At 68.9% G+C, this 24,375-nt stretch carries 22 protein-coding genes, 2 tRNA genes, 1 other RNA gene and 1 pseudogene; 13 read left to right on the forward strand and 13 right to left on the reverse strand.

The annotated features are described in order from the left end of the window. The first annotated feature begins 243 nt into the window (after positions 1 to 243). The 4 genes from ACWGSK_RS16005 to ACWGSK_RS16020 all read left to right on the forward strand — a co-directional run bounded on the left by ACWGSK_RS16005 (position 244) and on the right by ACWGSK_RS16020 (position 1,870). Positions 244 to 744, forward strand: a complete 501-nt coding sequence (locus ACWGSK_RS16005; RefSeq protein WP_067598185.1) for a tRNA adenosine deaminase-associated protein — start codon at positions 244 to 246, stop codon at positions 742 to 744. Between the two features lie 42 nt (positions 745 to 786). Then, positions 787 to 1,275, forward strand: coding sequence for a tRNA adenosine deaminase-associated protein (locus ACWGSK_RS16010; protein WP_358508730.1), 489 nt, complete (start codon positions 787 to 789; stop codon positions 1,273 to 1,275). A gap of 44 nt (positions 1,276 to 1,319) precedes the next feature. After that, complete coding sequence (locus tag ACWGSK_RS16015; RefSeq protein ID WP_358508743.1) at positions 1,320 to 1,772, forward strand: nucleoside deaminase; 453 nt, start codon at positions 1,320 to 1,322, stop codon at positions 1,770 to 1,772. A 10-nt stretch (positions 1,773 to 1,782) separates the two neighbouring features. Beyond that, positions 1,783 to 1,870 (forward strand) — tRNA-Ser (locus ACWGSK_RS16020). A gap of 50 nt (positions 1,871 to 1,920) precedes the next feature. Here ACWGSK_RS16020 and ACWGSK_RS16025 read toward each other — a convergent pair. From ACWGSK_RS16025 to ACWGSK_RS16035, 3 genes are all read right to left on the reverse strand, one after another. After that, positions 1,921 to 2,487 (reverse strand): PadR family transcriptional regulator, encoded by a 567-nt coding sequence (locus tag ACWGSK_RS16025; protein ID WP_358508731.1) that lies wholly within the window; start codon positions 2,485 to 2,487, stop codon positions 1,921 to 1,923. Between the two features lie 56 nt (positions 2,488 to 2,543). Further along, on the reverse strand, positions 2,544 to 4,559 hold the full coding sequence (locus ACWGSK_RS16030) for an NADPH-dependent 2,4-dienoyl-CoA reductase (protein WP_358508580.1): 2,016 nt from the start codon (positions 4,557 to 4,559) through the stop codon (positions 2,544 to 2,546). A 122-nt stretch (positions 4,560 to 4,681) separates the two neighbouring features. Next, positions 4,682 to 5,458, reverse strand: a complete 777-nt coding sequence (locus ACWGSK_RS16035; RefSeq protein WP_358508578.1) for an SGNH/GDSL hydrolase family protein — start codon at positions 5,456 to 5,458, stop codon at positions 4,682 to 4,684. Positions 5,459 to 5,646: 188 nt separating this feature from the next. Here ACWGSK_RS16035 and ACWGSK_RS16040 point away from each other — a divergent pair, with 188 nt between their 5' ends. Then, complete coding sequence (locus ACWGSK_RS16040) at positions 5,647 to 7,386, forward strand: pyruvate dehydrogenase (protein WP_452456108.1); 1,740 nt, start codon at positions 5,647 to 5,649, stop codon at positions 7,384 to 7,386. Between the two features lie 164 nt (positions 7,387 to 7,550). Here ACWGSK_RS16040 and ACWGSK_RS16045 read toward each other — a convergent pair. Further along, a tRNA-Ser gene (locus ACWGSK_RS16045) sits at positions 7,551 to 7,635 on the reverse strand. Between the two features lie 108 nt (positions 7,636 to 7,743). Here ACWGSK_RS16045 and ffs point away from each other — a divergent pair. Together ffs and ACWGSK_RS16055 are read left to right on the forward strand one after the other, a co-directional pair. Then, positions 7,744 to 7,839, forward strand: an RNA gene (gene ffs / locus ACWGSK_RS16050) — signal recognition particle sRNA small type. A gap of 117 nt (positions 7,840 to 7,956) precedes the next feature. Next, on the forward strand, positions 7,957 to 10,146 hold the full coding sequence (locus tag ACWGSK_RS16055) for a DNA polymerase III subunit gamma and tau (RefSeq protein ID WP_452456109.1): 2,190 nt from the start codon (positions 7,957 to 7,959) through the stop codon (positions 10,144 to 10,146). A 39-nt stretch (positions 10,147 to 10,185) separates the two neighbouring features. Here ACWGSK_RS16055 and ACWGSK_RS16060 read toward each other — a convergent pair whose 3' ends face one another. Then, positions 10,186 to 10,797, reverse strand: coding sequence for a TetR/AcrR family transcriptional regulator (locus tag ACWGSK_RS16060; protein WP_358508572.1), 612 nt, complete (start codon positions 10,795 to 10,797; stop codon positions 10,186 to 10,188). 116 nt (positions 10,798 to 10,913) lie between these two features. On the opposite strand from ACWGSK_RS16060, the gene ACWGSK_RS16065 reads away from it, so the two are divergent. After that, positions 10,914 to 11,102 carry a DUF6243 family protein gene (locus tag ACWGSK_RS16065; RefSeq protein ID WP_358508570.1) on the forward strand — a complete coding sequence of 63 codons (189 nt, stop codon included), beginning with the start codon at positions 10,914 to 10,916 and terminating at the stop codon, positions 11,100 to 11,102. Here ACWGSK_RS16065 and ACWGSK_RS16070 read toward each other — a convergent pair. After that, the gene (locus tag ACWGSK_RS16070; protein WP_452456203.1) at positions 11,091 to 12,239 is read right to left on the reverse strand and encodes a methyltransferase domain-containing protein; all 1,149 of its coding nucleotides are present in this window, start codon (positions 12,237 to 12,239) and stop codon (positions 11,091 to 11,093) included. The two genes, ACWGSK_RS16065 and ACWGSK_RS16070, sit on opposite strands and share 12 nt — an antisense overlap. A gap of 315 nt (positions 12,240 to 12,554) precedes the next feature. Here ACWGSK_RS16070 and ACWGSK_RS16075 point away from each other — a divergent pair, with 315 nt between their 5' ends. The 4 genes from ACWGSK_RS16075 to ACWGSK_RS16090 all read left to right on the forward strand — a co-directional run bounded on the left by ACWGSK_RS16075 (position 12,555) and on the right by ACWGSK_RS16090 (position 16,215). After that, entirely contained in the window at positions 12,555 to 12,893 is a 339-nt protein-coding gene (locus tag ACWGSK_RS16075; protein ID WP_067598433.1) for a YbaB/EbfC family nucleoid-associated protein, read from the forward strand. A 211-nt stretch (positions 12,894 to 13,104) separates the two neighbouring features. After that, positions 13,105 to 13,704, forward strand: coding sequence for a recombination mediator RecR (gene recR / locus ACWGSK_RS16080; RefSeq protein WP_358508569.1), 600 nt, complete (start codon positions 13,105 to 13,107; stop codon positions 13,702 to 13,704). A 181-nt stretch (positions 13,705 to 13,885) separates the two neighbouring features. After that, a complete protein-coding gene (locus tag ACWGSK_RS16085) occupies positions 13,886 to 15,157 on the forward strand; it encodes an aspartate kinase (RefSeq protein ID WP_358508568.1) in 1,272 nt (423 codons plus the stop codon). Next, positions 15,154 to 16,215, forward strand: a complete 1,062-nt coding sequence (locus ACWGSK_RS16090) for an aspartate-semialdehyde dehydrogenase (protein WP_358508567.1) — start codon at positions 15,154 to 15,156, stop codon at positions 16,213 to 16,215. The genes ACWGSK_RS16085 and ACWGSK_RS16090 overlap by 4 nt, the downstream gene beginning before the upstream one ends. 115 nt (positions 16,216 to 16,330) lie before the next feature. Here ACWGSK_RS16090 and ACWGSK_RS16095 read toward each other — a convergent pair whose 3' ends face one another. Then, complete coding sequence (locus ACWGSK_RS16095) at positions 16,331 to 17,065, reverse strand: GntR family transcriptional regulator (RefSeq protein WP_358508566.1); 735 nt, start codon at positions 17,063 to 17,065, stop codon at positions 16,331 to 16,333. 339 nt (positions 17,066 to 17,404) lie between these two features. Between ACWGSK_RS16095 and ACWGSK_RS16100 the strand changes: the two genes are divergently transcribed. Beyond that, entirely contained in the window at positions 17,405 to 17,785 is a 381-nt protein-coding gene (locus ACWGSK_RS16100) for a PLD nuclease N-terminal domain-containing protein (RefSeq protein WP_358508565.1), read from the forward strand. A gap of 203 nt (positions 17,786 to 17,988) precedes the next feature. On the opposite strand, the pseudogene ACWGSK_RS16105 reads toward ACWGSK_RS16100, so the two are convergent. The 6 genes and pseudogenes from ACWGSK_RS16105 to ACWGSK_RS16130 all read right to left on the reverse strand — a co-directional run. Next, positions 17,989 to 18,145, reverse strand: a pseudogene (locus tag ACWGSK_RS16105) (IS5/IS1182 family transposase); the annotation flags it as partial. 31 nt (positions 18,146 to 18,176) lie between these two features. Beyond that, positions 18,177 to 19,160, reverse strand: coding sequence for a LacI family DNA-binding transcriptional regulator (locus ACWGSK_RS16110; RefSeq protein ID WP_358508564.1), 984 nt, complete (start codon positions 19,158 to 19,160; stop codon positions 18,177 to 18,179). A 27-nt stretch (positions 19,161 to 19,187) separates the two neighbouring features. Next, on the reverse strand, positions 19,188 to 20,489 hold the full coding sequence (locus ACWGSK_RS16115) for an MFS transporter (protein ID WP_358508562.1): 1,302 nt from the start codon (positions 20,487 to 20,489) through the stop codon (positions 19,188 to 19,190). 8 nt (positions 20,490 to 20,497) lie between these two features. After that, positions 20,498 to 22,270: a gamma-glutamyltransferase gene (locus ACWGSK_RS16120; protein ID WP_452456110.1), complete on the reverse strand. Its 1,773-nt coding sequence runs from the start codon at positions 22,268 to 22,270 to the stop codon at positions 20,498 to 20,500. Between the two features lie 567 nt (positions 22,271 to 22,837). Further along, complete coding sequence (locus ACWGSK_RS16125; RefSeq protein ID WP_358508558.1) at positions 22,838 to 23,212, reverse strand: DUF952 domain-containing protein; 375 nt, start codon at positions 23,210 to 23,212, stop codon at positions 22,838 to 22,840. Positions 23,213 to 23,233: 21 nt separating this feature from the next. Then, positions 23,234 to 24,325, reverse strand: coding sequence for a hypothetical protein (locus ACWGSK_RS16130; RefSeq protein ID WP_452456111.1), 1,092 nt, complete (start codon positions 24,323 to 24,325; stop codon positions 23,234 to 23,236). Between the last annotated feature and the right edge of the window lie 50 nt (positions 24,326 to 24,375).

Consider the following 24,375-nt stretch of genomic DNA (forward strand, 5'->3'; position numbering starts at 1 on the left):
GACCCGGGGTGTCTCGGGCGGGCCTCGGGGCACCCCGGCCCCCGTTCGAGGTGTCGAGGCCGTGAAGAAGGGTGCCGGGATCGTATGCGGGGGCGCGCCGGAGCCTCCTGACGTGAGAACGTGGGTCCGGTCCATGGCGGACGAAGGAAGGCTGTGAGGTGGGAGTGATCGCTACCATGACACTCGCACGGGCGAGCCGGATCCCTTCGTCCGCACCGATACACCGTCCGGGTTGGGGTGACGATGACAGTGCTCGATCATGGTGACGACGACTCGGGTGACTTCGCGGCCGTCGCATACAGGGAAGAGGAGTACTGGGATGTGGATCTCCTCCCCATCGCGCTGGTGCACGACCTCAAGGGTCTGATCCACGCGCTGCGCCAACAACCGAGCATCAGCGGTTCCCTCGGACTGGTGTCCGTAGGCGACGACTTCTTCATCATCGTCCGGGTGTACGGCGAGGACGTCACCGTCTTCCTTTCCGACGTGACCGCCTCGGTGGACTGGCAGGTGGCCAGGGACGTCCTCGACTACCTGGACATCGACCTTCCCCACGACGACGACCTCGACCAGGTCCTGCCCGCGGGCGACCTGTCCGTGGTCGCGGACCTGGGCCTGGACGAGATGGAACTGGGCGCCCTCGCCGGTGACCTGGACCTGTATCCGGACGAGGTGCTCGCCAGCGTCTCCGAACGTCTCGGATTCGCTCAGGCCTTTCAGCGTGTCCTCGACGGTATGGGGTAAGGACGCCTGCGGAAGTGACCTGGAGAGACGGGAGAGTGAGCCGTGTCGACCTTCGCAGCTGTCTTCGCTCCCAACGGCGGGACATGGCGCGGAACCGAGGTCGATCTCGGTGATGTGGACGTCATCGACGACATCACCGACCTCATGCTCGACTACGAGACCGAGTGGGGCAGTGACATGGCCCTGCTCCTGGTGGAGGCCGACGACGAGTGGTTCGCCGTCGTGCGTGTGGACGTGATGGGTTCCGAGCCGCGCGTCTATCTCTCCGACGGTCGGGTCGTGCACGATCACCCGGTGGCCGGGATCCTTTCCGAGGCCGGTGGCCTGGGAGCCCCCATGCCGGTGGAGAGCGCGGGAGCCCGCCCCGATCCGCGTCCCGACGGTGACGACGGTCTGCTCTCGGACCTCGGGGTGCCGGGCGAGGAACTGCGGTCCCTCTCCGCCGATGGCGGGGTGCTGCCCGGTGACGTCCTCGCGGTGGTGGCCGAACGCACCGGCTTCGCCGAACTCCTCGACTCGATGCGGCTGTGACGGGCACCCTTCCCGGGATCGACCGTGCCACGGCCGACTCGGCGATGCTCGAAGCCCTGGTCGAGGCGGAGCGTGCCCTGAGGACCGACGACGTGCCCGTGGGCGCGGTCGTGCTGGGACCCGACGGAACGGTGCTGGGGCGCGGCCACAACGAACGTGAGGCCACGGGTGACCCGACCGGGCACGCGGAGGTACTGGCCCTGCGCGCGGCCGCCGAGGCACGCGGTGAGTGGCGCCTGAGCGGCTGCACGCTGGTGGTGACCCTGGAGCCCTGCGTGATGTGCGCGGGTGCCACGGTGCTCGCCCGAGTGGATCGCGTGGTCTACGGGGCGCGGGACGCCAAGGCCGGTGCGGTCGGTTCGATGTGGGACCTGCTCCGGGACCCTCGGCAGAACCACCGTCCTGAAGTGATTCCACCCGAGATGATCAGCGAAAACGTGGCCGAAAGGTGTTCGGGGTTGCTCACCCGGTTTTTCGCACGGCGCAGGATCCGGTAGAGTTCCTCTCGGTGGAGTCGCCTAGTGGCCGATGGCGCCCGCCTCGAAAGCGGGTAAGGGGCAACCCTTCGAGGGTTCAAATCCCTCCTCCACCGCCACCAGCCGCCCCCGGGAGCACCGGGGGCGGTTTTTTCTTGCCCCGGAAGCGTCAGGAGGGGGAGGTCCCCCCGGTCGGGCCCTTGGTCTCCCCGAGCTCGGCGATGGCCTTGTCCAGCCAGTTCACCCAGAACATCTCCAGCTCGACCCCGCCCCGCAGGACCAGCCCCTGGACCCGGTCGCGTTCGGTCCCTCGGCCTCGGGCCGCGTCACGTCGCTGGAACTCGCGGTATTCGGCGAGTCGTTCGCCGTGCAGCTCTCGGTGCCGGCGCAGTTCGGCCACGAAGTCGGGGTCCACACCCACGACGCCTGTGGCGCGTACCCGCAGCATCAGGGTGTCGCGCAGGGAACGGGGCTCCTCGGTCTCGCCCACCCAACGCTCCAGTTCGGCGCGGCCCGCGGCCAGTACCTCGTACTCCTTGCGCTGTCCCCGCGTGGGGGAGTCGTTGGGCAGGGCCCGGATCAGCTCGGACCGCTCCAACTTCCCCAGTTCTCGGTAGATCTGCTGGTGGGAGGCGGACCAGAAGTATCCGATGGAACGGTCGAAGCGTCGGGTCAGCTCCAGTCCCGAGGAGGGTTTCTCCAACAGGGCGGTGAGGATCGCGTGGGGCAGGGACATGTGCGCATTCTAGGAAGGGGCGGCCGCGGACCGGTCGGGTCCGCGGCCACGGGGGATCACAGGGAGGCGGCGAGTTCGGTGCCCTGCTTGATGGCGCGCTTGGCGTCGAGCTCGGCGGCCACGTCGGCGCCACCGATCACGTGCACGGTCCGCCCGGCGGCGGTGAGCTCGTCGGCGAGGTCCCGGCGCGGGTCCTGACCGGAGCACAGCACCACGGTGTCGACGTCGAGCACACGTTCCTCGCCGTCCACGGTCAGGTGCAGGCCGTCGTCGTCGATGCGGCGGTACTCGGCTCCGGAGACCATCTCCACGCCGCGGTGGCGCAGTTCCAGACGGTGGATCCACCCGGTGGTCTTGCCCAGGCCCTTGCCGACCTTGGTGGTCTTGCGCTGGAGCAGGTGGACCCTGCGGGGCGGGGCGACGCGTTCGGGGGCGCGCAGGCCGCCGCGCTCCTTGTAGTCGAGGTCCACGCCCCACTGGCGGAAGAAGGCCTCGGCGTCCTGGCTCGCCTCCTCACCGGTGTCGGTGAGGAACTCGGCGACGTCGAAGCCGATGCCGCCGGCGCCGATGATGGCGACCTTCTCGCCGACCTCCGCGCCGCCGCGCAGCACGTCCACGTAGCCGACCACGCTGGGGTGGTCGACACCCGGGATCTCGGGGGTGCGCGGGGAGACACCGGTCGCGACGACGACCTCGTCGTAGCCCGCCAGGTCGGCGGCGGCGACCGGGGTGTTCAGGCGTACGTCCACGCCGTGCTTGTCGAGCTGCACGCGGTAGTAGCGGAGGGTCTCGTCGAACTCCTCCTTACCGGGCACGCGGCGGGCCATGTTGAGCTGTCCGCCGATCCGGGCGGCCGCGTCGAACAGGGTGACGGTGTGTCCGACGCTCGCGGCGGAGACGGAGAAGGCGAGCCCGGCGGGGCCCGCGCCGACCACGGCGACGTTCTTGCGGACCTTGGTGGGCGAGAGTACGAGTTCGGTCTCGTGGCAGGCTCGCGGGTTCACCAGGCAGGAGGTGATCTTGAGGCTGAACGTGTGGTCCAGACAGGCCTGGTTGCAGCCGATGCAGGTGTTGATCTCCTCGGGGGCGCCGGCGGCGGCCTTGGCGACGAAGTCGGCGTCGGCCAGCATCGGGCGGGCGAGGGAGACCATGTCGGCCTGGCCGTCGGCGATGATGCGCTCGGCGACCTCGGGGGTGTTGATGCGGTTGACCGCCACCAGGGGGACGGACAGTTCCTTCTTGAGTCGCTCGGTGATCCAGGTGTAGGCGCCGCGCGGCACGGAGGTGGCGATGGTGGGTACGCGGGCCTCGTGCCAGCCGATGCCCGTGTTGATGATGTCGGCGCCGGCGGCCTCCACCCTGCGGCCGAGTTCGACGACCTCGTCGAAGGTGGATCCGTCGGGGATCAGGTCCAGCATGGACAGGCGGTAGATGACGATGAAGTCGGTGCCCACGCGCTCGCGGACCCGGCGGAGGATCTCCAGGGGCAGGCGGACGCGGTTCTCGAAGGAGCCGCCCCAGCGATCCTCGCGCTTGTTGGTGGCGGGGGCGATGAACTGGTTGATGAGGTAGCCCTCGGAGCCCATGATCTCGACGCCGTCGTACCCGGCCCGCCGGGCGAGCTCGGCGCAGCGGGCGAAGTCCTCGATGGTGCGCTCGACCTCCTCGTCGGTGAGGGCGTGCGGCACGAAGGGGTTGATCGGCGCCTGGATCGCGCTGGCGGAGACCGAGTCCTCGCTGAAGGCGTAGCGGCCGGTGTGCAGGATCTGCATGGCGATCCGGCCGCCGTCGCGGTGCACGGCCTCGGTGATGAGGCGGTGCTCGGCGACCTCTTCGTCATCGGTGAGCTTGGCGCTGCCGGTGTAGGTGGCGCCCTCGGGGTTGGGGGCGATGCCGCCGGTGACGATCAGGCCGACGCCGCCGCGGGCGCGTTCGGCGTAGAAGGCGGCCATCCTCTCGAAGCCGTTGGGGGCCTCCTCCAGACCGACGTGCATGGAGCCCATGATCACGCGGTTCTTGAGGGTGGTGAAGCCCAGGTCCAGGGGTTCCAGAAGGTGGGGGTAGTCGCTCATGGTCTCTCCTCGCGCGGTGCCTCTCGGTCGGTGTCCGGCCGACCTCCCCCTCATTATGCAACAAGTTGCACAAGGGATCGAGGCTCCGCCCCCGAGAAGGACGGGAACCTCGACCGTGTCGGTCAGGGGACCAGCGGGATGAGCTCGGGACGCTTGGCCACACGACCATCACCGGAGGAACGACCGCGGATACGGCGCGCCACCCAAGGGCCCAGGAACGAACCCAGCCAGGTGAGCTCGTCGTAGACCCGGGTCACGGCGGCGGGAGTGGGCAACGGAGGCAGCGGATCGGCCCAGGAGATGTCCGCGCCCGGCAGCTCCATCGCGTGGGCCACCGCACCGGCGATCCTTCGATGCCCCTCCGAGGAACAGTGCAACCGGTCCGGGGCCCACAGACGGCGGTCCGTGGCGACCGCGTGGCCGAAGCAGTCGGCCACCGCGACGTCGTGGCGGGCGGCGGCCGCGCGAACCCGGGCGTTGAAGTCCAGGACCCGTGGCAGCAGCGGTCTGGTCAAGGGCGCGATCTTCGTGATGTTCGGAAAGGTCAGCGTGGCCACCTTGGCCCCCGCACCGGTCAGCTCGGCGAACATCGTCTCCAGGTGGCCGATCACGACGTCGGGGTCGTACCCGGGGCGGATCAGGTCGTTGACCCCGGCGAAGACGGTCGCGACGTCCGGGCGCAACCGCAGCGCGGGTTCCAGCTGTTCGGCGTGCACCTGCCCGGCCAAACGCCCACGTACCGCCAGGTTGGCGTACTCGACCCGGGCCCCGGCGGCCACCATGTGCTCGGCGAATCGGTCGGCGTATCCCCGAAAACCGCTGCTCTCGTCACCGTCGCCGACACCCTCGGTCTGGCTGTCGCCGAGGGCGACATAACGCAGATCCCCGTCCCACCACATACCCGGTCCCCTTTCCTCGGTCCCCCGGAAAGCTACCCCCGTCGGCGCCGATCCGCCTCGCGGGGTCCGGGTGACGAGGAGCGGGACGAACATCGTGGTGTGGCGATACGGGTGATCCGGGTAGGGCGTTCCTAGCGTTGGAGCGGGGGCCCGTCGCCCGCGCCACACTCTGTCCCTGGAGGTCCGTCTTGAGCAGGAACACCGTCGCCGAACAGCTCGTACGCACCCTGATCGCCGCCGGGGTCACCCGGATCTACGGGGTGGTGGGGGACAGCCTCAACCCGGTGGTGGACGCGATCCGCGACATCGACGGCATCGAATGGGTCCATGTCCGCAACGAGGAGACCGCGGCCTTCGCCGCCGCCGCGGAGGCACAGATCGACGGCCGGCTCGCGGTGTGCGCGGGATCCTGCGGTCCCGGCAACACCCACCTGATCCAGGGTCTCTACGACGCCCAACGCAGCGGGGCGCCCGTGCTGGCCCTCGCCTCGCACATCCCCTCCCGGCAGATCGGCACCGGCTTCTTCCAGGAGACCCACCCCGAACGGCTCTTCGCCGACGTCACCGAGTTCCGCGAACTCGTCTCCCACCCGGAACAGATGCCCCGCCTGGCGCGCGTGGCCGTCCAACACGCCCTCGGTACCCCCGGTGTGGCCGTCCTCGTCCTGCCCGGGGACATCGCCGGGCGGAAGGCGAGCGGGCCCGCCGACGACACCCCCGTCACCGCCGGGCGTGCCACCGCGTGGCCCGGTGAGGACGACGTGCGCGAGCTCGCCCGGCGGATCAACGAGGCCGACAAGGTCGCCCTGTTCTGCGGGGCCGGGGTCAGGGACGCGCACGAGGAGGTCATCCAGCTCGCCGAGAAGATCAAGGCCCCGGTCGGGCACACCCTGCGCGGCAAGGAATGGATCCAGTACGACAACCCCCACGACGTCGGCATGATCGGCCTGCTCGGCTACGGGGCCTGCTACGACGCCCTCCAGGAGGCCGATCTCACCGTCCTGCTGGGCTGCGACTTCCCCTACGACGACTTCCTGCCCAAGAAGAACGTCGTCCAGGTGGACCACGACCCGCGCCGACTGGGCCGTCGCGTCCCCCTGAAACTGGGGGTGCAGGGCGACGTCGCCGCCACCCTGCGCGCCCTGCGGCCTGTGCTCCGCGCCAAGAACGACGTGCGCTTCCTCGACGAGATGCTCCGCCGGCACGAACGCGCCCTGACCCGGGTGGTGGACGCCTACACGAAGGACATCGAGGACCACACCCCGATCCACCCCGAGTACGTGGCCCGACACCTGGACGCGGCCGCGCCGGACGACGCCGTGTTCACCGTCGACACCGGCATGAACAACGTGTGGGCGGCCCGGTACGTCACCCCGAACGGCAGGCGGCGGGTGATCGGTTCCTTCACCCACGGGACCATGGCCAACGCCCTGCCGCACGCGATCGGCGCCGCGTACGCGGCGCCGGGGCGCCGGATCGTCTCCATGTCCGGGGACGGCGGCCTGAGCATGCTCCTCGGTGAGCTGATCACCGTCCAGCAGCACGGTCTGCCGATCACGACGGTGGTGTTCAACAACTCCTCGCTCGGTATGGTCCGCCTGGAGATGATGGTGGACGGCATGCCGGCGTTCCAGACCGACCATCCGCCGGTGGACTACGCCGCGGTGGCCAAGGCCGTGGGCATGCCGTCGATCAGGGTGGAGGACCCCCGGAAGGTGCGTCAGGCGCTGGACGAGGCCCTGTCGGCCGATGGGCCGGTGCTGGTGGACGTGATCACCGACCCGAACGCGTTGTCGGTGCCCTCGCGGATCACCGCCGACCAGATCACCGGGTTCGCCCTTTCGGCGGGACGAACGGTCCTCCAAGGCGGGGTCGGGGCCATGATCGACCTGGCCCGCTCCAACCTCCGCAACATCCCCCGCCCGTGACCGTCCGGCTCCCGGAAACGACGAAGGCCCCGACCGCTGTGCGATCGGGGCCTTCCGTTTGCCCTGGTGGGCCGTCGGGGGTTTCAGGGGGTCGTCCCCTTGGGAAAGCATTACGGCCCGTCCGGGAAGACGACGTGAGTCGTCGACCAGAACGGGCCGCTCGGCGGAGGATAGGGGATTCGAACCCCTGAGGGCTTGCACCCAACACGCTTTCCAAGCGTGCGCCCTAGGCCACTAGGCGAATCCTCCGAGAGCAACTGTACAGGCTTCGCGGGAGTGCTTCGAACGGGTTCGACCCGGTGGAACTCGGAGCGACGAGGGTTGCCGGAGCAGTGCCGGCTTCGGATACACTCTGGGGCAGACCCCTCGTGCGGCGTCATCCTATGAACCTCCCCAGGGCCGGAAGGCAGCAAGGATAAGTAGGCTCTGGCGGGTGCGCGGGGGGTCCTTTCTTGTTCTCGGGGGTACCCGCCCCGGATCAGCCCCTCCCGGTTTCCCCGACCCGGCGCGAGTTGTCACTCCCAGAGGGTTGAATGGGACCGTGGCAGGGACCAGGGGAGTGATCACACCGTGAGCATCGCGCTGTACCGCAAGTACCGTCCCGCGACGTTCGGTGAGGTGCGCGGCCAGGAGCACGTGACCGACCCGTTGCGCCAGGCGCTGCGGAGCGGACGTATCAACCACGCCTACCTCTTCAGTGGACCACGCGGCTGCGGCAAGACCACCAGCGCGCGCATCCTCGCGCGCTCGCTCAACTGTGAGCAGGGGCCGACCCCGGATCCCTGCGGAACCTGTGACTCTTGCGTGGGGCTCGCCCCCGACGGCGGCGGCAGCCTCGACGTGATCGAGATCGACGCCGCCTCCCACGGTGGTGTCGACGACGCTCGTGACCTGCGCGAGAGGGCTTTCTTCGCGCCGGTGAAATCGCGCTACAAGATCTACATCATCGACGAGGCGCACATGGTGACCCGCGAGGGTTTCAACGCGCTGCTCAAACTCGTCGAGGAGCCCCCGCCGCACCTGAAGTTCGTGTTCGCGACCACCGAGCCCGAGAAGGTCATCGGGACGATCCGTTCGCGGACCCACCACTACCCCTTCCGGCTCATCCCGCCGAGCACCCTCAAGGAGCTCATGGAGGACCTTCTCAAGCAGGAGGAGGTCTCCTACGACCCGGCCGCCCTTCCGCTCGTGGTGCGCGCGGGCGCGGGTTCGGCGCGTGACACCCTTTCCGTCCTGGACCAGCTGATCGCCGGTTCGGACGAGGGTGGTATCACCCGTGAGGGTGCCGTCTCCCTGCTGGGCTACACCGACTCCAGCCTGCTCGGCGAGATGGTCGATTTCCTGGGAGCGCGTGATGGCGCGGCCGTGTTCGGTCTGGTGGACCGGGTGGTCGAGGGCGGTCACGATCCGCGCCGTTTCACCACGGACCTGCTGGAGCGCTTCCGTGACCTGGTGGTGCTCGCCGCGGTTCCGGACGCCATCGACAAGGGCCTGGTCAACGTCTCTCCGGAGTCGGTGGACCAGATGAAGGAGCAGGCCGCGCGGCTGGGGCCGGCGGAACTGTCCCGGGCCGCGGAGGTCCTCAACCAGGGGCTCACGGAGATGCGGGGCGCCACCGCGCCGCGCCTGCTCTTGGAGCTGTTGTGTTCGCGGATCCTGCTGCCCGCCACCGACGGTGACCAGACCGCGCTGCTGGCCAGGCTGGAGCAGATGGAGCGCCGGCTGGCGTCCGGGGCGGTCGCCCCGGCGGCTTCCGGGCCGCAGGTGCCCGCGGCACCGATGGCCCAGGCCCCCGCGCAAGCCGCGCCCCCCGCACCCGACCCGGCCCCGGCTCCGGTGCAGCGGCCCCCGGCTCCGCAGCCCGCACGGCCCGAACCCTCCCGACCCGCCGAACCGACTCCGAGCCCGAGCGGACGGAACGAGCCCTCGGGCTGGGACGCGCCCGCGCCCTCCCGTCCTCAGGCGGCGCCGCAGCAGAGCGCGCCCGCCGGTGGCGGTGGTCCCTTGGACCTGGGCCGGCTCCAGGGTGCCTGGCACCAGATCATGGAAGCCGTCAAGGGCCGTCGCCGGTTCACGTGGATGATGCTGCACGGCGGTGACGTACAGCCGATCGGGGTCGAGGGCAACACCGTGCTGCTCGGCTTCAACAAGCCCAACGAGGCCAAGGGCTTCACCAACACCGGTAGCGACAAGGTCGTGGCCGGGGCGATCCAGCAGGTGTTGGGCATCGAGGTGCGCGTGGCACCTTCGGGAACGAGTGGTGGCGCGCAGACCCAGCGATCGCAGCCCGCGCCGCGACCGGCCGAACCCGCCGGGTGGGACGCCCCACCGCGACGGTCCGAGCCCCAGGCCGCCGCGCCTGCCTCGCCCGAACCGGCTCCGGAACCGGCGCGACCCGCGGGTTCGCCACCGGAACGGTTGCTCAGCGACCGTCCGGAGCCACCGCCGGACCCCTATGAGGACGCCGCCGCTCCGCCGCCGGAGGACTACGGGGTCGCGGCGCCGACCCGCGGTGGTGGTGTCCAGGGTGGAAACGCCCCGGGGGGTCGGGACGCGAGCCCCGCGAAGACGTCCGTTCCGGGGACGTCGCCGGCCGCGCCCGACGATGGCGCGTCCACGAACAACGCTCCTTCGGCGGGTGGCTCGCGGCAGGACGCGACGTCCAACGGTGGTTCCGGTGGCGGTACCACCCTCATCGAGACCGAGCTCGGCGGCAAGCTGATCGAGGAGATCGAGCACGAGGCACCCGGACAACTGTGAGCCGTGTGCCGCCGGCGGGGGTGTCTCCTCGGCGGAGTTTCAGGGCCGCAACGCGCGCAGGACCGTGTCGACCAGGGTGTCGGTGTAGGAGTGGTCGATCGGTCCGGTGCGCAGTAGCCACCGGTGCTGGAACGGGCCGTTGAACATCTCCACGGCCAGGTCCAGGTCGACGTCGGTACGGATCTGGCCGGAGTCCCGCGCGGATCGCAGTCGATTCCGGAAAGCCTCGATGTTGGGCCTGGTCAGGTGTTCGTAGACGGCGCGGGCGAACTCTTCGTCGTTCTGGATCTCCGCGGTGAAGGCCCGGGTGGTGCGGTCCATCGTGGGGTCGACGAACTCGTCGGCGGTCGCCCGAAGGACGGTCTTGAGGTCGGCGGCCAGGTCTCCGGTGTCGGGTAGGGGTTCACCGGCCTCCGAACCGGTGAGCCGGGTGAACACGTCGAAGACCACGGCGGCCTTGGATGGCCACCACCGGTAGATGGTCTGTTTACCGACCCGGGCGCGAGAGGCGATGGCCTCCATCGTCAGCCTGGCGTAGCCGATCTCGCCCAGGATCTCGGCGGCGGCGTCGAGGATGGCGTTGCGCGCGCGTTGGCTGCGCCGGCGGGGGTCCGGTGTGCGTCGGGTCTGTTCGGCGGTGTTGTCTGCCATGGTTCCAAGGTAGTGGCTCAAAAATGACGAGACGTCTCGTATTGACGTCGCTATGATCAAGCGTGAGTCCGTTTGGCGAGACGTAGTGTCTCGCTCTAGTCGAATAGGAGGACCCCGTGGCGAAGAACAACAACATGCTCGGCATGGGCGGGCAACGCACCACCGTCGCCCGTTCCACTCTGCGCGGTGGCAAGGCGGGGGACAAGGGCGGACCGACGGGGGACGCCCGTGAGCGCAAGGAGGAACTGCTGCGCAGGTTCCGGGAGAAGAACACCGACCCGAGGAGCGATACCTCAGATCGGTGAACCCACCGGCCAGGATCGTCCGTCGGGGTCGTCCAGCCACAACCGCTGACCACCGTCGGGACCCACGGTCAACCCGAACCGGTCCGGCTCCGGCCGGCCCAGATCGGTCCAGAGCCTCAAGGCGTCCTCGAACTCGTCCCAGATGCTGCGCGGGCCGCCCTGCTCGACCATCCACGAAGTGCCGTAGGGGTAGATCCGCACCCAGGAATCACCCCGGCGGTCGCACAGCCACAGGCCCGATCCGGTACCGATCCAGCGCCGTCGCATCCGCCAGTCCGGCACCATCACCGACAGGGCGAACGCGGACGCGAAGGTCAGCAGGGGCGATACCGGGTCCTCCTGGGTGAGGCGGTACTCGTCGGGCTGTTGCCCGGCGTCGCGTACCGGCGGTGACGAGGACCCCGGGGCGCGCAGCGCCACGAACCCCACGCCTCCGTGGAATCGGCCCAGCGCGGCGCCCCCGGCTCGACGTTCGAGGCGCATGAGCACTCCCGCGCTCTCCAACAGGCCCCACGGGCACACGATCGACCCGCCCTCGACCAGCTGTTCCAACCAGGCACCCGGCACCCGGCGCACCCCGCAGACACTGATGATCCGGTCGTACGGCGCGCCGTCCGGGTGCCCGGAATGGCCGTCCGCCAGATAGGTGGCGGGGGACAATCCGGTGTCGTGCAGTGCCCGCCGGGCCGCGCCCAGCAGACGGTCGTCGATCTCCAACGAGGTCACGGCCCGGTCGCCCAGCCGGTGGGCGAGCAACGCCGTGTTCCAACCCGTTCCCGTGCCCACCTCCAGCACTCGCTGGCCGTTGGCGAGATCGGCCAGCTCCAGCATCCGAGCGAGCACGGTCGGTGCCGAGCTGCACGAGGTGGCCGAACCCTGTCGAGATCCTCGTTGCCGAGGGACCTCAGGTCCCTCCAAGCGGGTGACGATGGCGTTGTCCGTGTAGACGGCGGCCAACCAGCGGTCCGGGTTCCCCTCGGCGCTCAGCGTGCCGCCGCGCGCGGTCACCGCGCCCGTCTCCGGGATGAACAGGTGGCGGGGCACGGCGCGGAACGCCTCCACGAGGGCGGCGTCCCTCAGCGTGCCGTCCGCGATTATCGCCTCGATCAGTGCCGAGTTGCGCTCCCTTGCGGTCAACACGTCCTCAGTCCCCTGGTCGTCGCTGGTCGGATGTGGTGTCGAAGGACACCGAAGGGGTCGAGAGACCCCGTCGCCATCATGTCAACCGAGGCCGTTCCCCGCCGCTCTCTTCGGTCTTTTCGCTGGTGAAATCGGGTCAACGGTGCGACCAAGTCCTCCCCGTGACGAACCGGGGCCCGAGCCTCTCGACCGGCTCGTCGAACGGAGCGCGAACGGCACCGGATGTACCGACTACCCTCACAGACAAGTGACATCCGGAAAGAGACCCAGCACCTCGAGTGCGGCGAGGAGACGGCCGTGAACCCTGGCGGAATGGACATGCAGGCCCTGCTCCAGCAGGCCCAGCAGATGCAACAGCAGCTTGTGGAGGCTCAGCAGGCCCTGGAGGAGGCCGAGGTCGAGGGCACCTCCGGTGGTGGCCTGGTCAAGGTCAAGCTGAGCGGACGCGGACAGGTCGAGGACATCACCGTCGACCCCAAGGCCGTCGACCCCACCGACGCGGAGGAGACCTCCCAGACCATCGCGGACCTGGTCCTGGCGGCCATCCGCGACGCCGAGGCGCAGGTCGAGCGCCTCCAGCAGGAGAAGATGGGTCCGCTGACCGAGGGCATGCCCGGAGGCGGCGGGATCCCCGGTCTCCCCGGCTTCTAAGGTTTCCTTCCGGACGGGCCGAGTCCTTGCCGGAAGGCTTGAGGAGACGGCGCCGTCCCGGTGACAGGGCCGGGGCGGCGAGGCCGGGACACCGCCTCTGCTTCGCCGGTCCCTTGTCCGAAGAGGTCACCGGCCCCCGATACGGTGGGGGATCACAAGGGGCGACAACGGCCCCGCCGGGTCGATCCCGGTTCCGACCGAGTGGGTAGGCATGTACGAAGGCGCGGTTCAGAATCTGATCGACGAGCTCGGGCGGCTGCCCGGCGTCGGTCCGAAAAGCGCGCAACGCATCGCCTTCCACCTCCTGTCCGCCGAACACGCGGACGTCAAGCGCCTGGTCAACGCGCTCGTCGAGGTCAAGGAGCGGGTCCGCTTCTGCTCCATCTGCGGCAACGTCGCCGAAGAGACCGAGTGCCGAATCTGCCGTGACACCCGCCGCGAAACCGCGATCATCTGTGTCGTGGAGGAGTCCAAGGACGTCGTCGCCATCGAGCGCACCCGGGAGTTCCGGGGCCGCTACCACGTGCTCGGCGGCGCCATCAGCCCCATCGAGGGCGTGGGACCGGACGACCTGCGCGTCAAGGAGCTCATGACCCGTCTGGCCGACGGCCAGGTGACCGAGCTGATCCTGGCGACCGACCCCAATCTGGAAGGGGAGGCCACCGCGACCTACCTGGCGCGGTTGGTCAAACCCATGGGGCTGAAAGTCACCCGCCTGGCCAGCGGTCTGCCCGTCGGCGGCGACCTTGAGTACGCCGACGAGGTCACTTTGGGTCGTGCCTTCGAAGGCCGCAGAAGCCTGGAGTTCTAGCTCACATTCGCCCGTAATGGGGACGAAATATGAGTAACCTCCGTTCGAGCGGGTAGGCCCGAGCGCTGGTGTGTCAAGACGCCACGCCCTCCCACCGCAGGTCGGAACGGGTGCGGCGAGGCGTCACTGACTACACTCCCTTGTGAATTGTCTTGATCCCAACTCCTCAGGAGCATCGATCGTGGCCCTAATCGTGCAGAAGTACGGTGGGTCTTCCGTGGCCGACGCGGAAGCCATCAAGCGAGTAGCCCAAAGGATCGTGGCTCAGAAAAAGGCGGGACATGACGTCGTGGTCGTCGTCTCCGCTATGGGCGACACGACCGACGAACTGCTGGACCTGGCCGAACAGGTCTCCCCGATGCCGCCCGCCCGCGAGCTCGACATGCTCGTCACCGCGGGTGAGCGCATGTCCATGGCACTCGTGGCCATGGCCATCGAGAACCTCGGGTACGAGGCTCGTTCCTTCACCGGTTCCCAGGCCGGAGTCATCACCACGTCGTTGCACGGCAACGCCAAGATCATCGACGTGACTCCCGGGCGTATCCAGGAAGCCGTCGGCGAGGGTGCGATCTGCATCGTCGCGGGTTTCCAAGGCGTCTCCCAGGACACGAAGGACATCACGTCCCTGGGTCGTGGCGGTTCGGACACCACCGCCGTCGCTCTCGCGGGTGCGCTCAACGCCGACGCCTGCGAGATCTACAGCGACGTGGACGGCGTGTTCACCGCCGACCCCCGTGTCGTGCCCACCGCGCAGCGCATCCCGCAGATCTCCTACGAGGAGATGCTGGAGATGGCCGCCAGTGGCACCAAGATCCTGCACCTGCGCTGCGTCGAGTACGCGCGCCAGTTCAACATCCCCTTGCACGTCCGCTCGTCGTTCAGCCAGAAGCCCGGCACGTGGATCGTTTCGGAAGTCGAGGAAAGCGAAGGCATGGAACAGCCGATCATCTCCGGGGTCTCTTTCGACCGGAGCGAAGCCAAGATCACCGTCGTAGGCGTCCCCGACAAGGTCGGTGAGGCCGCGACGATCTTCAAGGCGCTCGCCGACGCCGAGATCAACATCGACATGATCGTGCAGAACGTGTCGGCGGTCTCCACCTCGCGCACCGACATCTCCTTCACCGTTCCCAAGGACTCCGGCAAGCAGGCCGTCGACTCCTTGAAGAAGGTCCAGGACAAGGTCGGCTACGACTCCCTGCGCTACGACGACAAGATCGGCAAGGTCTCGCTGATCGGCGCCGGCATGCGCTCCTACCCGGGTGTGACCGCCCGCTTCTTCGACTCCATCGCCACTTCCGGCACCAACGTCGAGATGATCTCCACCTCGGAGATCCGTATCTCGGTCATCGTCGAAGAGGACCAGGTCGACGCCGCGGTCCAGGCCGCGCACAGTGAGTTCCAGCTCGACGCCGACCAGGTCGAAGCTGTCGTCTACGGAGGTACCGGCCGATGAGCAACCGTCTTCCCACCCTCGCCCTCGTCGGTGCGACCGGCGCGGTCGGCACCGTCATGCGTGAGATCCTCAGCCGGCGCGAGAACGTCTGGGGCGAGATCCGTCTGGTCGCCTCCGCGCGCAGCGCCGGTAAGGTCCTGAGCGTTCGCGGCGAGGACGTCGTGGTCCAGGCCCTGGCCCCCGAGGTCTTCGACGGCGTCGACGTCGCCATGTTCGACGTACCGGACGAGGTGTCCAAGGAGTGGGCGCCGATCGCCGCCGCCCGCGGCGCGGTCGCCGTCGACAACTCCGGCGCCTTCCGGCTCGACCCGGACGTCCCGCTGGTGGTGCCCGAGGTCAACTCGGACCAGGTCCGCAACCGTCCGCGCGGCATCATCTCCAACCCGAACTGCACCACCCTCTCGATGATCGTGGCGATCGGTGCCCTGCACCGCACCTACGGCGTCAAGGAACTCGTGGTCTCCTCCTACCAGGCCGCCTCCGGCGCCGGCCAGGAGGGCATCGACGTTCTGCGCGACCAGATGGCCAAGGCCGGTTCGGACCGCACCCTCGGTGACAAGGGCGGCGACATGCGCGAGGCCGTCGACGAACTCGGCCCGTTCCCGGCGCCGCTGGCCTACAACGTCGTGCCGTGGGCGGGCTCGCTCAAGGACGACGGCTGGTCCTCCGAGGAGCTGAAGGTCCGCAACGAGTCCCGCAAGATCCTGGGTCTGGCGGACCTGAAGGTCTCCGCGACCTGTGTCCGCGTCCCGGTGATCACCACGCACTCGTTGGTCGTGCACGCGACCTTCGACAGCGAGGTCGCCGCCGACGACGCCCGCAAGCTGCTGGGCGCCGCCGAGGGCGTCGAGGTCCTGGACGACCCCGCCAAGGGCGAGTTCCCGACCCCGAACGACGTGGTGGGCACCGACCCGACCTGGGTCGGTCGTATCCGTCAGTCGATCGACGACCCCAAGTCGCTGGACCTGTTCCTATGCGGGGACAACCTGCGCAAGGGCGCCGCGCTGAACACCGCGCAGATCGCCGAGGTCGTGGCCAAGGAGTTCATCCAGGCCTGATCCGTGGCGGGTCCGGGTGTCCGTTCCGGATGCCAGGCCGGTCGGGTGTGACCTGAGGGCGGTGGTTCGTCCCTCCTGCGGGAGAGACGGGCCACCGCCCTTCGCCGTGTCCGGCTCAGGTCGGGGGCCGGAGGCCGCGGGTTCGGCCCAAGGACAATTTGTAGAGAAGTCGACACTGTTCGGCGGAACCGATGAGGTCGGAGGTCTCCACCGGACGATCACCGCTGAAGTGGGTCCGTTCCACGACGAGGACCGGGACCCCGGGCGGGATGTCCAGCAGTTCGGCCTCCGCGTCACGCAGGGTGCGGATCCCGACCTCCTCCACGACCCGGTCGACGGGATGTCCCACGGAACCGAGCCGTTCGAGGGGGCCTACGTCGGCGGCGTCGAAAGGAGTGCGCAGGGTTCCGGCGGTGAGGACCGCCGGCTCCCACGAGAGGTGCAGGGTGACCGAGCGGTCGCCGTGCAGACCGCGGGAGGTGGTCCGGTACACCGGGTCGCCGTCACGCAGCCGCAGTCGGGCGGTGAGCCGGCCCGAACTGCGTTCCTGCTCGGTGCCGACCCGTTCCCGGCTCAGCCCGCCCAGCCCGGAACCCGAGGTGGCGTCGGTACGGGAGAGCCGGAACACCTCGGGGACGGCACGAACGAAGTAACCGGATCCGGGTCTGGACTCGACGAGCCCCTCGGTGACCAGGAGTCGTAGCGCGGTGCGGGAGATCTGCTCGCTGACCCGGTAGGAACGGGCCAGACGGGTACGGGAGGGCAACCGGGTTCCCGGGCTCATCTCCCCGTTGAGGATGGGGGCGCGCAGTTGTTCGGCCAGCCAGAGGTATCGGGGTCGCCTGGCCACCGTTCACCGGACCCTTGGGACGGGGGTCCCCGGGTGAGCGCGGGTTCTCGTGATTCGGTGGTCGAGGGTGCCGGTTTCCCCGGAGGTGCCGGTCGGGGGTCGGAGGGTCGAAATGTTGCTGCCAGATCGCCGAAGCTCGCCCATGGCAACCAGTAAAGCAGTGGAAAGGCCTGGTGGGGGGTGCTACCGGAAAGTAGGGGGTCCGACCGCGAGGGGCCCACGGAATCGGAACCCGTGGGACCCAAGGGGGAAACGCCCGTAACCGAAGGAATGTACTTCCTCGACGATCGTGATTATTACTCTGGGTAGTAGATTGGCCACATCATGCTTGGGGGAGTCATGATCACGAACCTGTCGGAGACACCACAGTTGGAGCGACTGGCCCAACTGACGGACACCAGTGGTCGGGCGGTCGTCTGGATGGGCGGGGTCACCGGCGTCCTCATCGGACTCGCGTTCCTCGCGGTCGTGGTGATGATCGTCGCGGCGATCGTCTCCACCCTCGCCAACGGTGACACCTCGACAGGGGGCAAGCTCCTGTGGGTGATCTTCATCCTCTGGTTCCCCTTGTTCGGGGCCATCGCCTGGTTCGTGGTCGGTAAGAAGGGCCACCTGAACCGGTTCCTCGGGATCGACAGGGGCCGGGCTCGCCACACGATCCCCGCCAGCGTCGGCCAGCACAGCGACGTGGTGCCCGACCGGGCCGGGGTCGACGCCTGAGTCGACCCACCCGCGCGGCGAAGCGAAGGGCTTGTCCACAGGCTGTGGACAAGCCCTTCGTCCTTTCTCCGCTCATCGTCTTGGAGGCACGTCGCCCTGGCTCCACGTCCGGGGGTGAGGAACGTCGGAGCAGGATCCGGCGCCAAGAGCTCATCTCAAAGGTCGTCGGTGTGCCTGGCCAGGTGCTTATGGCAGATCAGAACACGGGCGATGCGCACGCCGATGCCGCGCGCACGGTCAGCGGCGCCGCTCGCGGAAGTGGTAGGCCTTGTCGCCGTGGAGCTTGGCCGGACGCCGCCTACGGGATCCCTGGCGTGAGCGCACCGCGGGGATGCCCCGGACCAAGGGTTGGAGTGCTTCCCGCAAGGTGCGGCCACGGCCTCGGCCTGGTTCAGCCCGGCGGCTGTGTCGAGCGCCGCACCACCAGGTCAAGCGGGATCGTCTGGTGCGCGGTCGGCGGTTCGTTGTCGCGCAAACGGTCCTCAAGCACACCGACGACCCGCGAGGCGATGGCGGTCGTGTCGATGCGCAGACTCGTGATCGGGACGGTGGCCGTCTCGGCCACGGCGCCGTCGAGGGCACAGGCGACCCTGACGTCGCCGGGCACCGCGAGTCCCATCCCGAGGGCGGCGTCGAGCGCACCGGCTGCGAAGACGCTCGACGACGTCAGCACGGCATCGCACCGGGGGTGGGCCTCTAACAGCCTCGTCGCCACGACGCGTGAGCCCTCGGCACCATCATCGTTGGCGGCGACACGGATCAGCTGCCGATTCCCGGACGAGACCGCGAGCGTCGAGTAGGCCTGCAGGATCGACCTTCGGTACATGTTGTCGGTCTCGCCGACGATCAGGCCCATCATGTCCGCTCCCGTCGACTGGAGGTGCTGGATGAGCTTGATGAAAGAGGCGAAGTAGTTGACGCCGACCCACCACTCGAACGTGGAGCTGGACGGATCGCGATCGAAGGCGACGACCGGGATCCGCCGGGACTCCAGTTCGCGCAGGGTCTCGTCCTCGTAGTTCGGGTGCAGCACGACCGCGCCGTCGAGCCGTGCCGCGAGGGCGGTGAGCTCGCTGAGCGAGCTCGCGACGAACACCGTGTACCCGGCGTTCAGCAGCCCGAGGGTCACCGCTCCTGTGATGGTCGAGAACGACGTCGTCCCGGCGGTGAAACTGGTGATCGCCTCGGTCGGGCGCACCAGGATCCCGATGGTCCCGGTACGCCCCTTCGGCCGGTATCCGAGTTCGGAGGCCGCTTCCAGCACACGCCGTCGGGCGTCGACCGAGACCGGGCGTTTTCCCGAGAAGACCTGGGAGGCGGTGGTGGCGGACACTCCGGCGCGCAGCGCGACGTCGCCGAGCCGTACCTGGTCCATATCGCGTTACCTCCCGGTTTTCGCAGCCTATCCCGCGTTGATCTCCTCGGTGGACAGGTGCGAGGTCTCGCGCAGCCCGAGCGAGCAGAGCACCAGGACCAGCATGACCGAAGCCCCGTAGACGGCGACGGAGAGCGGGTTGTCGGTGGCGACCAGCAGCCACGTCGCGATGAACGAGGCGGTCCCACCGCCGAGCGCCGCACCCACCTGATATCCCGCCGACATCGCGCTGTATCGCAGTCGGGCCGGGAACTGCTCGCCGGAGAGCGTGGGGATCGGCCCCTGCGTGATGCCTGTGATGAGCCCGGTGACACCGAAGGCGATCGTTGCCATGACGATGCTGGACGTTCCGACCATCGGGAAGTAGGCGAACAGGAACATCGCCATCGCGACACCGCCGAGGATCATGACCTTCTTGCGCCCGATGACGTCCGAGAGCAGGGCGAACAGGGGCGCGCTCAGGAGCAGGACGGCGCTGTAGGAGAGCTGGCCGAGAAGTGCCTGGGTCGAGTCGTAGCCGATCGAGGTCAGGTAGGAGAGGAAGAAGGTGAAACCGATGTAGGCGATGGTGTTGTAGCCGTAGCTCACGCCGAGCACCAAGAGGATCTGCTTCGGTCGTGTTCTGAGCATCTCGACGAAGGGGATCGTGTCCGGCTTGGCGGCTGTGACCGCCTCCTCCTGCGGCATGTTGAGACGGGCGATCAGCCCGATCACGATGAGCGCCCCGCCCAGCCAGAACGGCACGCGCCAGGCGAACTCCACGAGATCACCGCCGGCGATCGCGCTCGTGGCAGCGAAGACCCCGACTCCCAGAAGCGTGCCGAGGCCAATGCCCATGCTGGTGAAGCTTCCCCACAGCCCGCGGCGGTGTCGCGGTGCGTTCTCGATGCCGAAGAGCGCGGCGCCGCCCCATTCACCGCCGGCGGCGAATCCTTGGATCAGGCGGAAGAGCACGAGCAGGACCGGCGCCCAGACCCCGATCGTGTCGTAGGTCGGCAGGAAGCCGATGGCCAGGGTCGAGAAGCCCATCGTGATCAGTGTCAGCACGAGCATCGGGCGGCGGCCGATGCGGTCACCGAAGTGCCCGATGACAATGCCGCCGAGCGGGCGCGCCAGGAATCCGGTGCCGAACGCGGCGAAGGCGTAGAGGGTGCCGACAACGGGGTCGACGTCGGGGAAGAAGAGCACGTTGAAGACGAGCCCGGCCGCGAGTCCGTAGATGAGGAAGTCGTAGTACTCCAGCGCCGTCCCGATCCCCGAGACCAGGAATGTCTTGGTCGCCGTGACCTTCGTTCCCGAAGTCTCCGGCTCCTGTCCGGTTGTGTGCATGGCTGCTCCTAAACGTTGAAGTGGGACGCGAGGATCGCGGACTCGGTGCGTCCGCCACCCAGAGAGCGGGCGATGTTCGGACGGCTGAAGTCCATGGGGAACGGGTCGTTGGAGTGCGCGGGGACGAACGGGTCGAGGTCACCGAGGTCGCCGATGAGCCCTCGCAGTGAGCCCGGTACCACCAGGGATCTACCGCTGGCGTCGATGCGCGGTACCGCCAGCGCCTCCCTCGCGGACGAGCCGCCGTCGACCAGCGCGATCACGAGCTGGGTGACGGCGCTCACGATCCGGCGCCCGCCGGACGCCCCGATCGCGGCCTTGGTCCCGTCGTCGCCGAGCACCACGACGGGACCCATGTTCGCCAGTGCGCGAGCGCCCGAGCCGATGCTGTTCGCGGCCCCCGGGGCCGCGTTGAACCAGGCCATCGCCGAGTCGAGGAGCAACCCGGTACGAGGGCACACGATGCCGCTACCGAAGTGGTTCGCCGCGGTGTGCGTGATGCTGATGACGCGCCCTTGCGCGTCCGCCGCCGAGATGTGCGTGGTGCCGCTCGTCGGCCGAGTCGCCCCGGCGGGTGACCAACTCCGCGTCGAGCGGAGCCCTGAACCGGTGGCCCGGGGGTCGTGTGCGGCGCGCGAGGCGTAGGTCAGCCAGGGCGCGCCCTCCCGCCATCCCGGTACGTCGCTCCCTTCGGTGACCTGCTCGGCGAGTTCGTCGGCGTAGGCGTCCGACAGCAGCTCTTCGACGGGGACCTCGCGGACCGCGGGGTCGCCAAGCCAGTGGTAGCGGTCCGCGAACGCGTGCCGGAGCGTGAGGGCGAGCGCCCGAAGGTCGGCGCCGGACGCGGTCGGCAGGCCTGCCCCGGGGCGGACCCGCTGCCAGACATTGAGCGCCTGGAGTTCGGTCAGCGCTCCGGAGGGGGCGTGTGGGGCGGCGACGGTCGATCCCCGGTAACGAAGCCGGCGCGCGGCCCGGACCGCGGGTTCCGCCGCGCGGAGGTCCTGGGGAGTGAGTAGACCGCCTCGTTGACGAGAGGTCTGAACCAGCCCGTCGGCGATCTCGCCGTCGACCAGGACGTCGGGGCCGGCGTGTGCGGCGGTTTCGAGCGTGCGTCCCAGCAAGGGCTGGGTGATCATGGGGTAGGCGGCGAAGGACTGTCCGTATCCGGCATCCGTCCCGGCGCCCTTCGGTAGCCCCCGCCCGTCCAGGAAGACTTCTCTGGCGACCGGGTCACTGCGCAGCCGCTCGATGTCGCCGAGCGCGGAGGTGATGAACCAGGCGTCCGGCGCGAACCCGGTGTGCGCCGCCTCGATCGCCGGTTGCAGGACGACCGTGCGGGGCAGACACCCGAACCGTGCGTGCGTCGTCAGGAGTCCAAGCAGCGTCCGGGGCACACCGGAGGCGAGCGGACCGTCGACGTTGGCGTTCCCGGCCACCGTCGCCAGCCCGAGCACCGGGGCCTGGGCCCCTCCCTCCCGTTCCTCCAGTTCGAACATCGTCGCGGATGCCCCGATCGGTGCCTTCGGTCCGAAGTCGATTTCGACCGGATCGGCGCCGTCCTCGGCCAGCACGGCGAACCCGCACCCCGCGAGCGTCGTCTCGGCAGGCTCGATGACGCCGCTGACCAGTGCTGCGGCGACTGCCGCGTCCACGGCGTTGCCGCCGTGCTCGTACATGGTCATCCCCGCCCGCACCGCTTGCTCGTGCGGCGCTACGACGGTTCCGAGGCCGTGGTCCTCTCGCGTGGCGACCGCCGGCCGTTCCGCAGTGTGCGAGTCCATCCCGCGCTCCCCTTCCAATGCGTTGCAGGTCACAGGAAGCCTAGGAGCGGAACGTTCCACGATGAATATTCTGTGTGTTGTTTGCGCAAATAACACAAAAAGCTCGTACCTGGGATAACGCGCCCATGGCCGAACGGGCTGCGTGCTCCTGAGAGGCGAGGCCGACAGGGGCGAAGCCGGCCGGTGAGGTCACATCTAAGTGTGAGAAGCCTTCGTCCCAGGGAACGCCGTTGTTCGCGGTGTTGATGTCGGACCGCTCCGTTGCGGCCCGCGGTAGCAGGTCGGCGAACGGTTCGGGGACCGGAGCCGGCGGGGCGGCGAAGGCGCGAGTTCCCCCGCCGGATCCGCCGGAGGATCGGGGGCGCGGTGGGGCCGCCCGGTCCGTGTGTTTCCAGAAGTAGGGGCTTCCTCGGAAGGCGATCCTGGCTCAGCGCCGGATCCTGTTCCGATGTTCCTCGACCCCCAAGTCGCTCTGTCTCCAAGGCGACGTGTCGCCAAGTCGCCCTGTCGCCAAAACACTGTGTAGCCAAAACGGCTTGTCGTAACGACGACCGGTCGAGCTCACACTCACGGGGTGGGCGGCCGGCTCTCCTCCAACGCCGTGTGGCGTCCGGACGCGTCACGGACGAGCCGCAGCACCGAAGTCACGGAGCGACGGGGGATGGGACCGTAGATGTGGGGGAAGCGCACGTCGGAGCCCACCCCGGGTGGGGGGACCGGGGCGGCGGACTCCCAACGGACCTCGGCGTCCAGCAGGTCGGTGTCCACCACCAGGACGACCAGGGGTTCGGCCGGGTCGGTGTAGAAGGCGTTCGCCACGGCGAGCATGGTCGCCTCGTCGGGGGAGGCGTGCAGGTATCCCTCGGTGTCCAAGGACGTGGCTTCGACGTCCCCGCCGATCGACCACCGGGAGAGCTCGGTCAGGTGCAGTACAAGGCTCATGGGCGGACGGTACCGCCCGGATCAGGGATTACCGGTGACACAGAGCCCGTAGTCGCTGATCCGATAGGCCTCACGCCACCCACCGCCGGGCATCGGGACGGTGTCGCCGCTGTCGGTCAGGGAGAGGTCCTCGGGGGTGCGGATCCCCAGGGCCTCGGCGGTCTCCAACACGAGCATCGCCAGGCGCACCGCGTTGACCTCGTCGAAGCGGTAGGCGGGAGAGACGTGGGTGACCTCCATCTCCAGATGGCGTTCCGCGGTGGCCTCGACCCAACCGAATTCCTCCGGGTCGGGCGCCTCGGGATCGTTCCGTAGCGCGTCGGCCGCGACCCGGTCCAGACCCAAGCACACGTGCTCACCGAGTTCGAAGTGGAAGACCCAGGGACCGCCCTCCTCACCGGGGAAGCGACCGTGGAAGCCGAAGGAACGTTCGTGGTCCATCGCGGTCAGTTCCGACGGCATGTCGCGAAAGACGTCGACCAACCGGCGCGCGTAGGGCTTCCAGTCGTCGAATCGGGTGATCCCCGCGATGGACATGCCGCCGACGTCGCCGGTCATGGACACCCCGAGGAAACCGGCGGTCACATCACCCCCGTGCTCACGCTGGTACCAGTACCAACCCTCGGCGGGGGAGGTCGGGACCAGGCACAGGACCGGGCCATCGCGGCCGGCGCGCAGGTCCAGGCTGTGATCGCTCCGGCGCCAGCGCAGGAAGGGAGCACCCCAGTAGGGGATCTCACCATGGAAGGGACTCTCGTCGTCGGAACCGATGACGTTCGGTTCGCCCAACCCCTGGCGCAGGGCACGGCCCGCGTCACGGAACGCCTCGACCTGCTCCCGTGCCCCGGTTCCGACCCGCCCCAACGGGAAGTGCAGGCCCACGTACTCCTCGCGGGTCACGTGGATCTCCATGAAGTCGTCGACCGGGCGCAACCACGCGTCACCGTAGGAGCGTGTGCGCAGGATCGGCCCCCACTCTCCGGCCTCCCAACGCCAGCCCTGTTCGACCGCCATCCGAGACAGGTCGGCCTCGGTCCACTTCCCGGGGTCGACATTCCAGAGCAGCGTGCCGAGGGCGCTGATCCGCTCGGCGGACCAGAGGTGGTTCGTCATACTGTGCGGCCTTTCCATGGTGATGCGTCGATCATGCCGGCTATGACGAA

It is taken from the genome of Nocardiopsis sp. NPDC055551 (genome assembly GCF_053619415.1).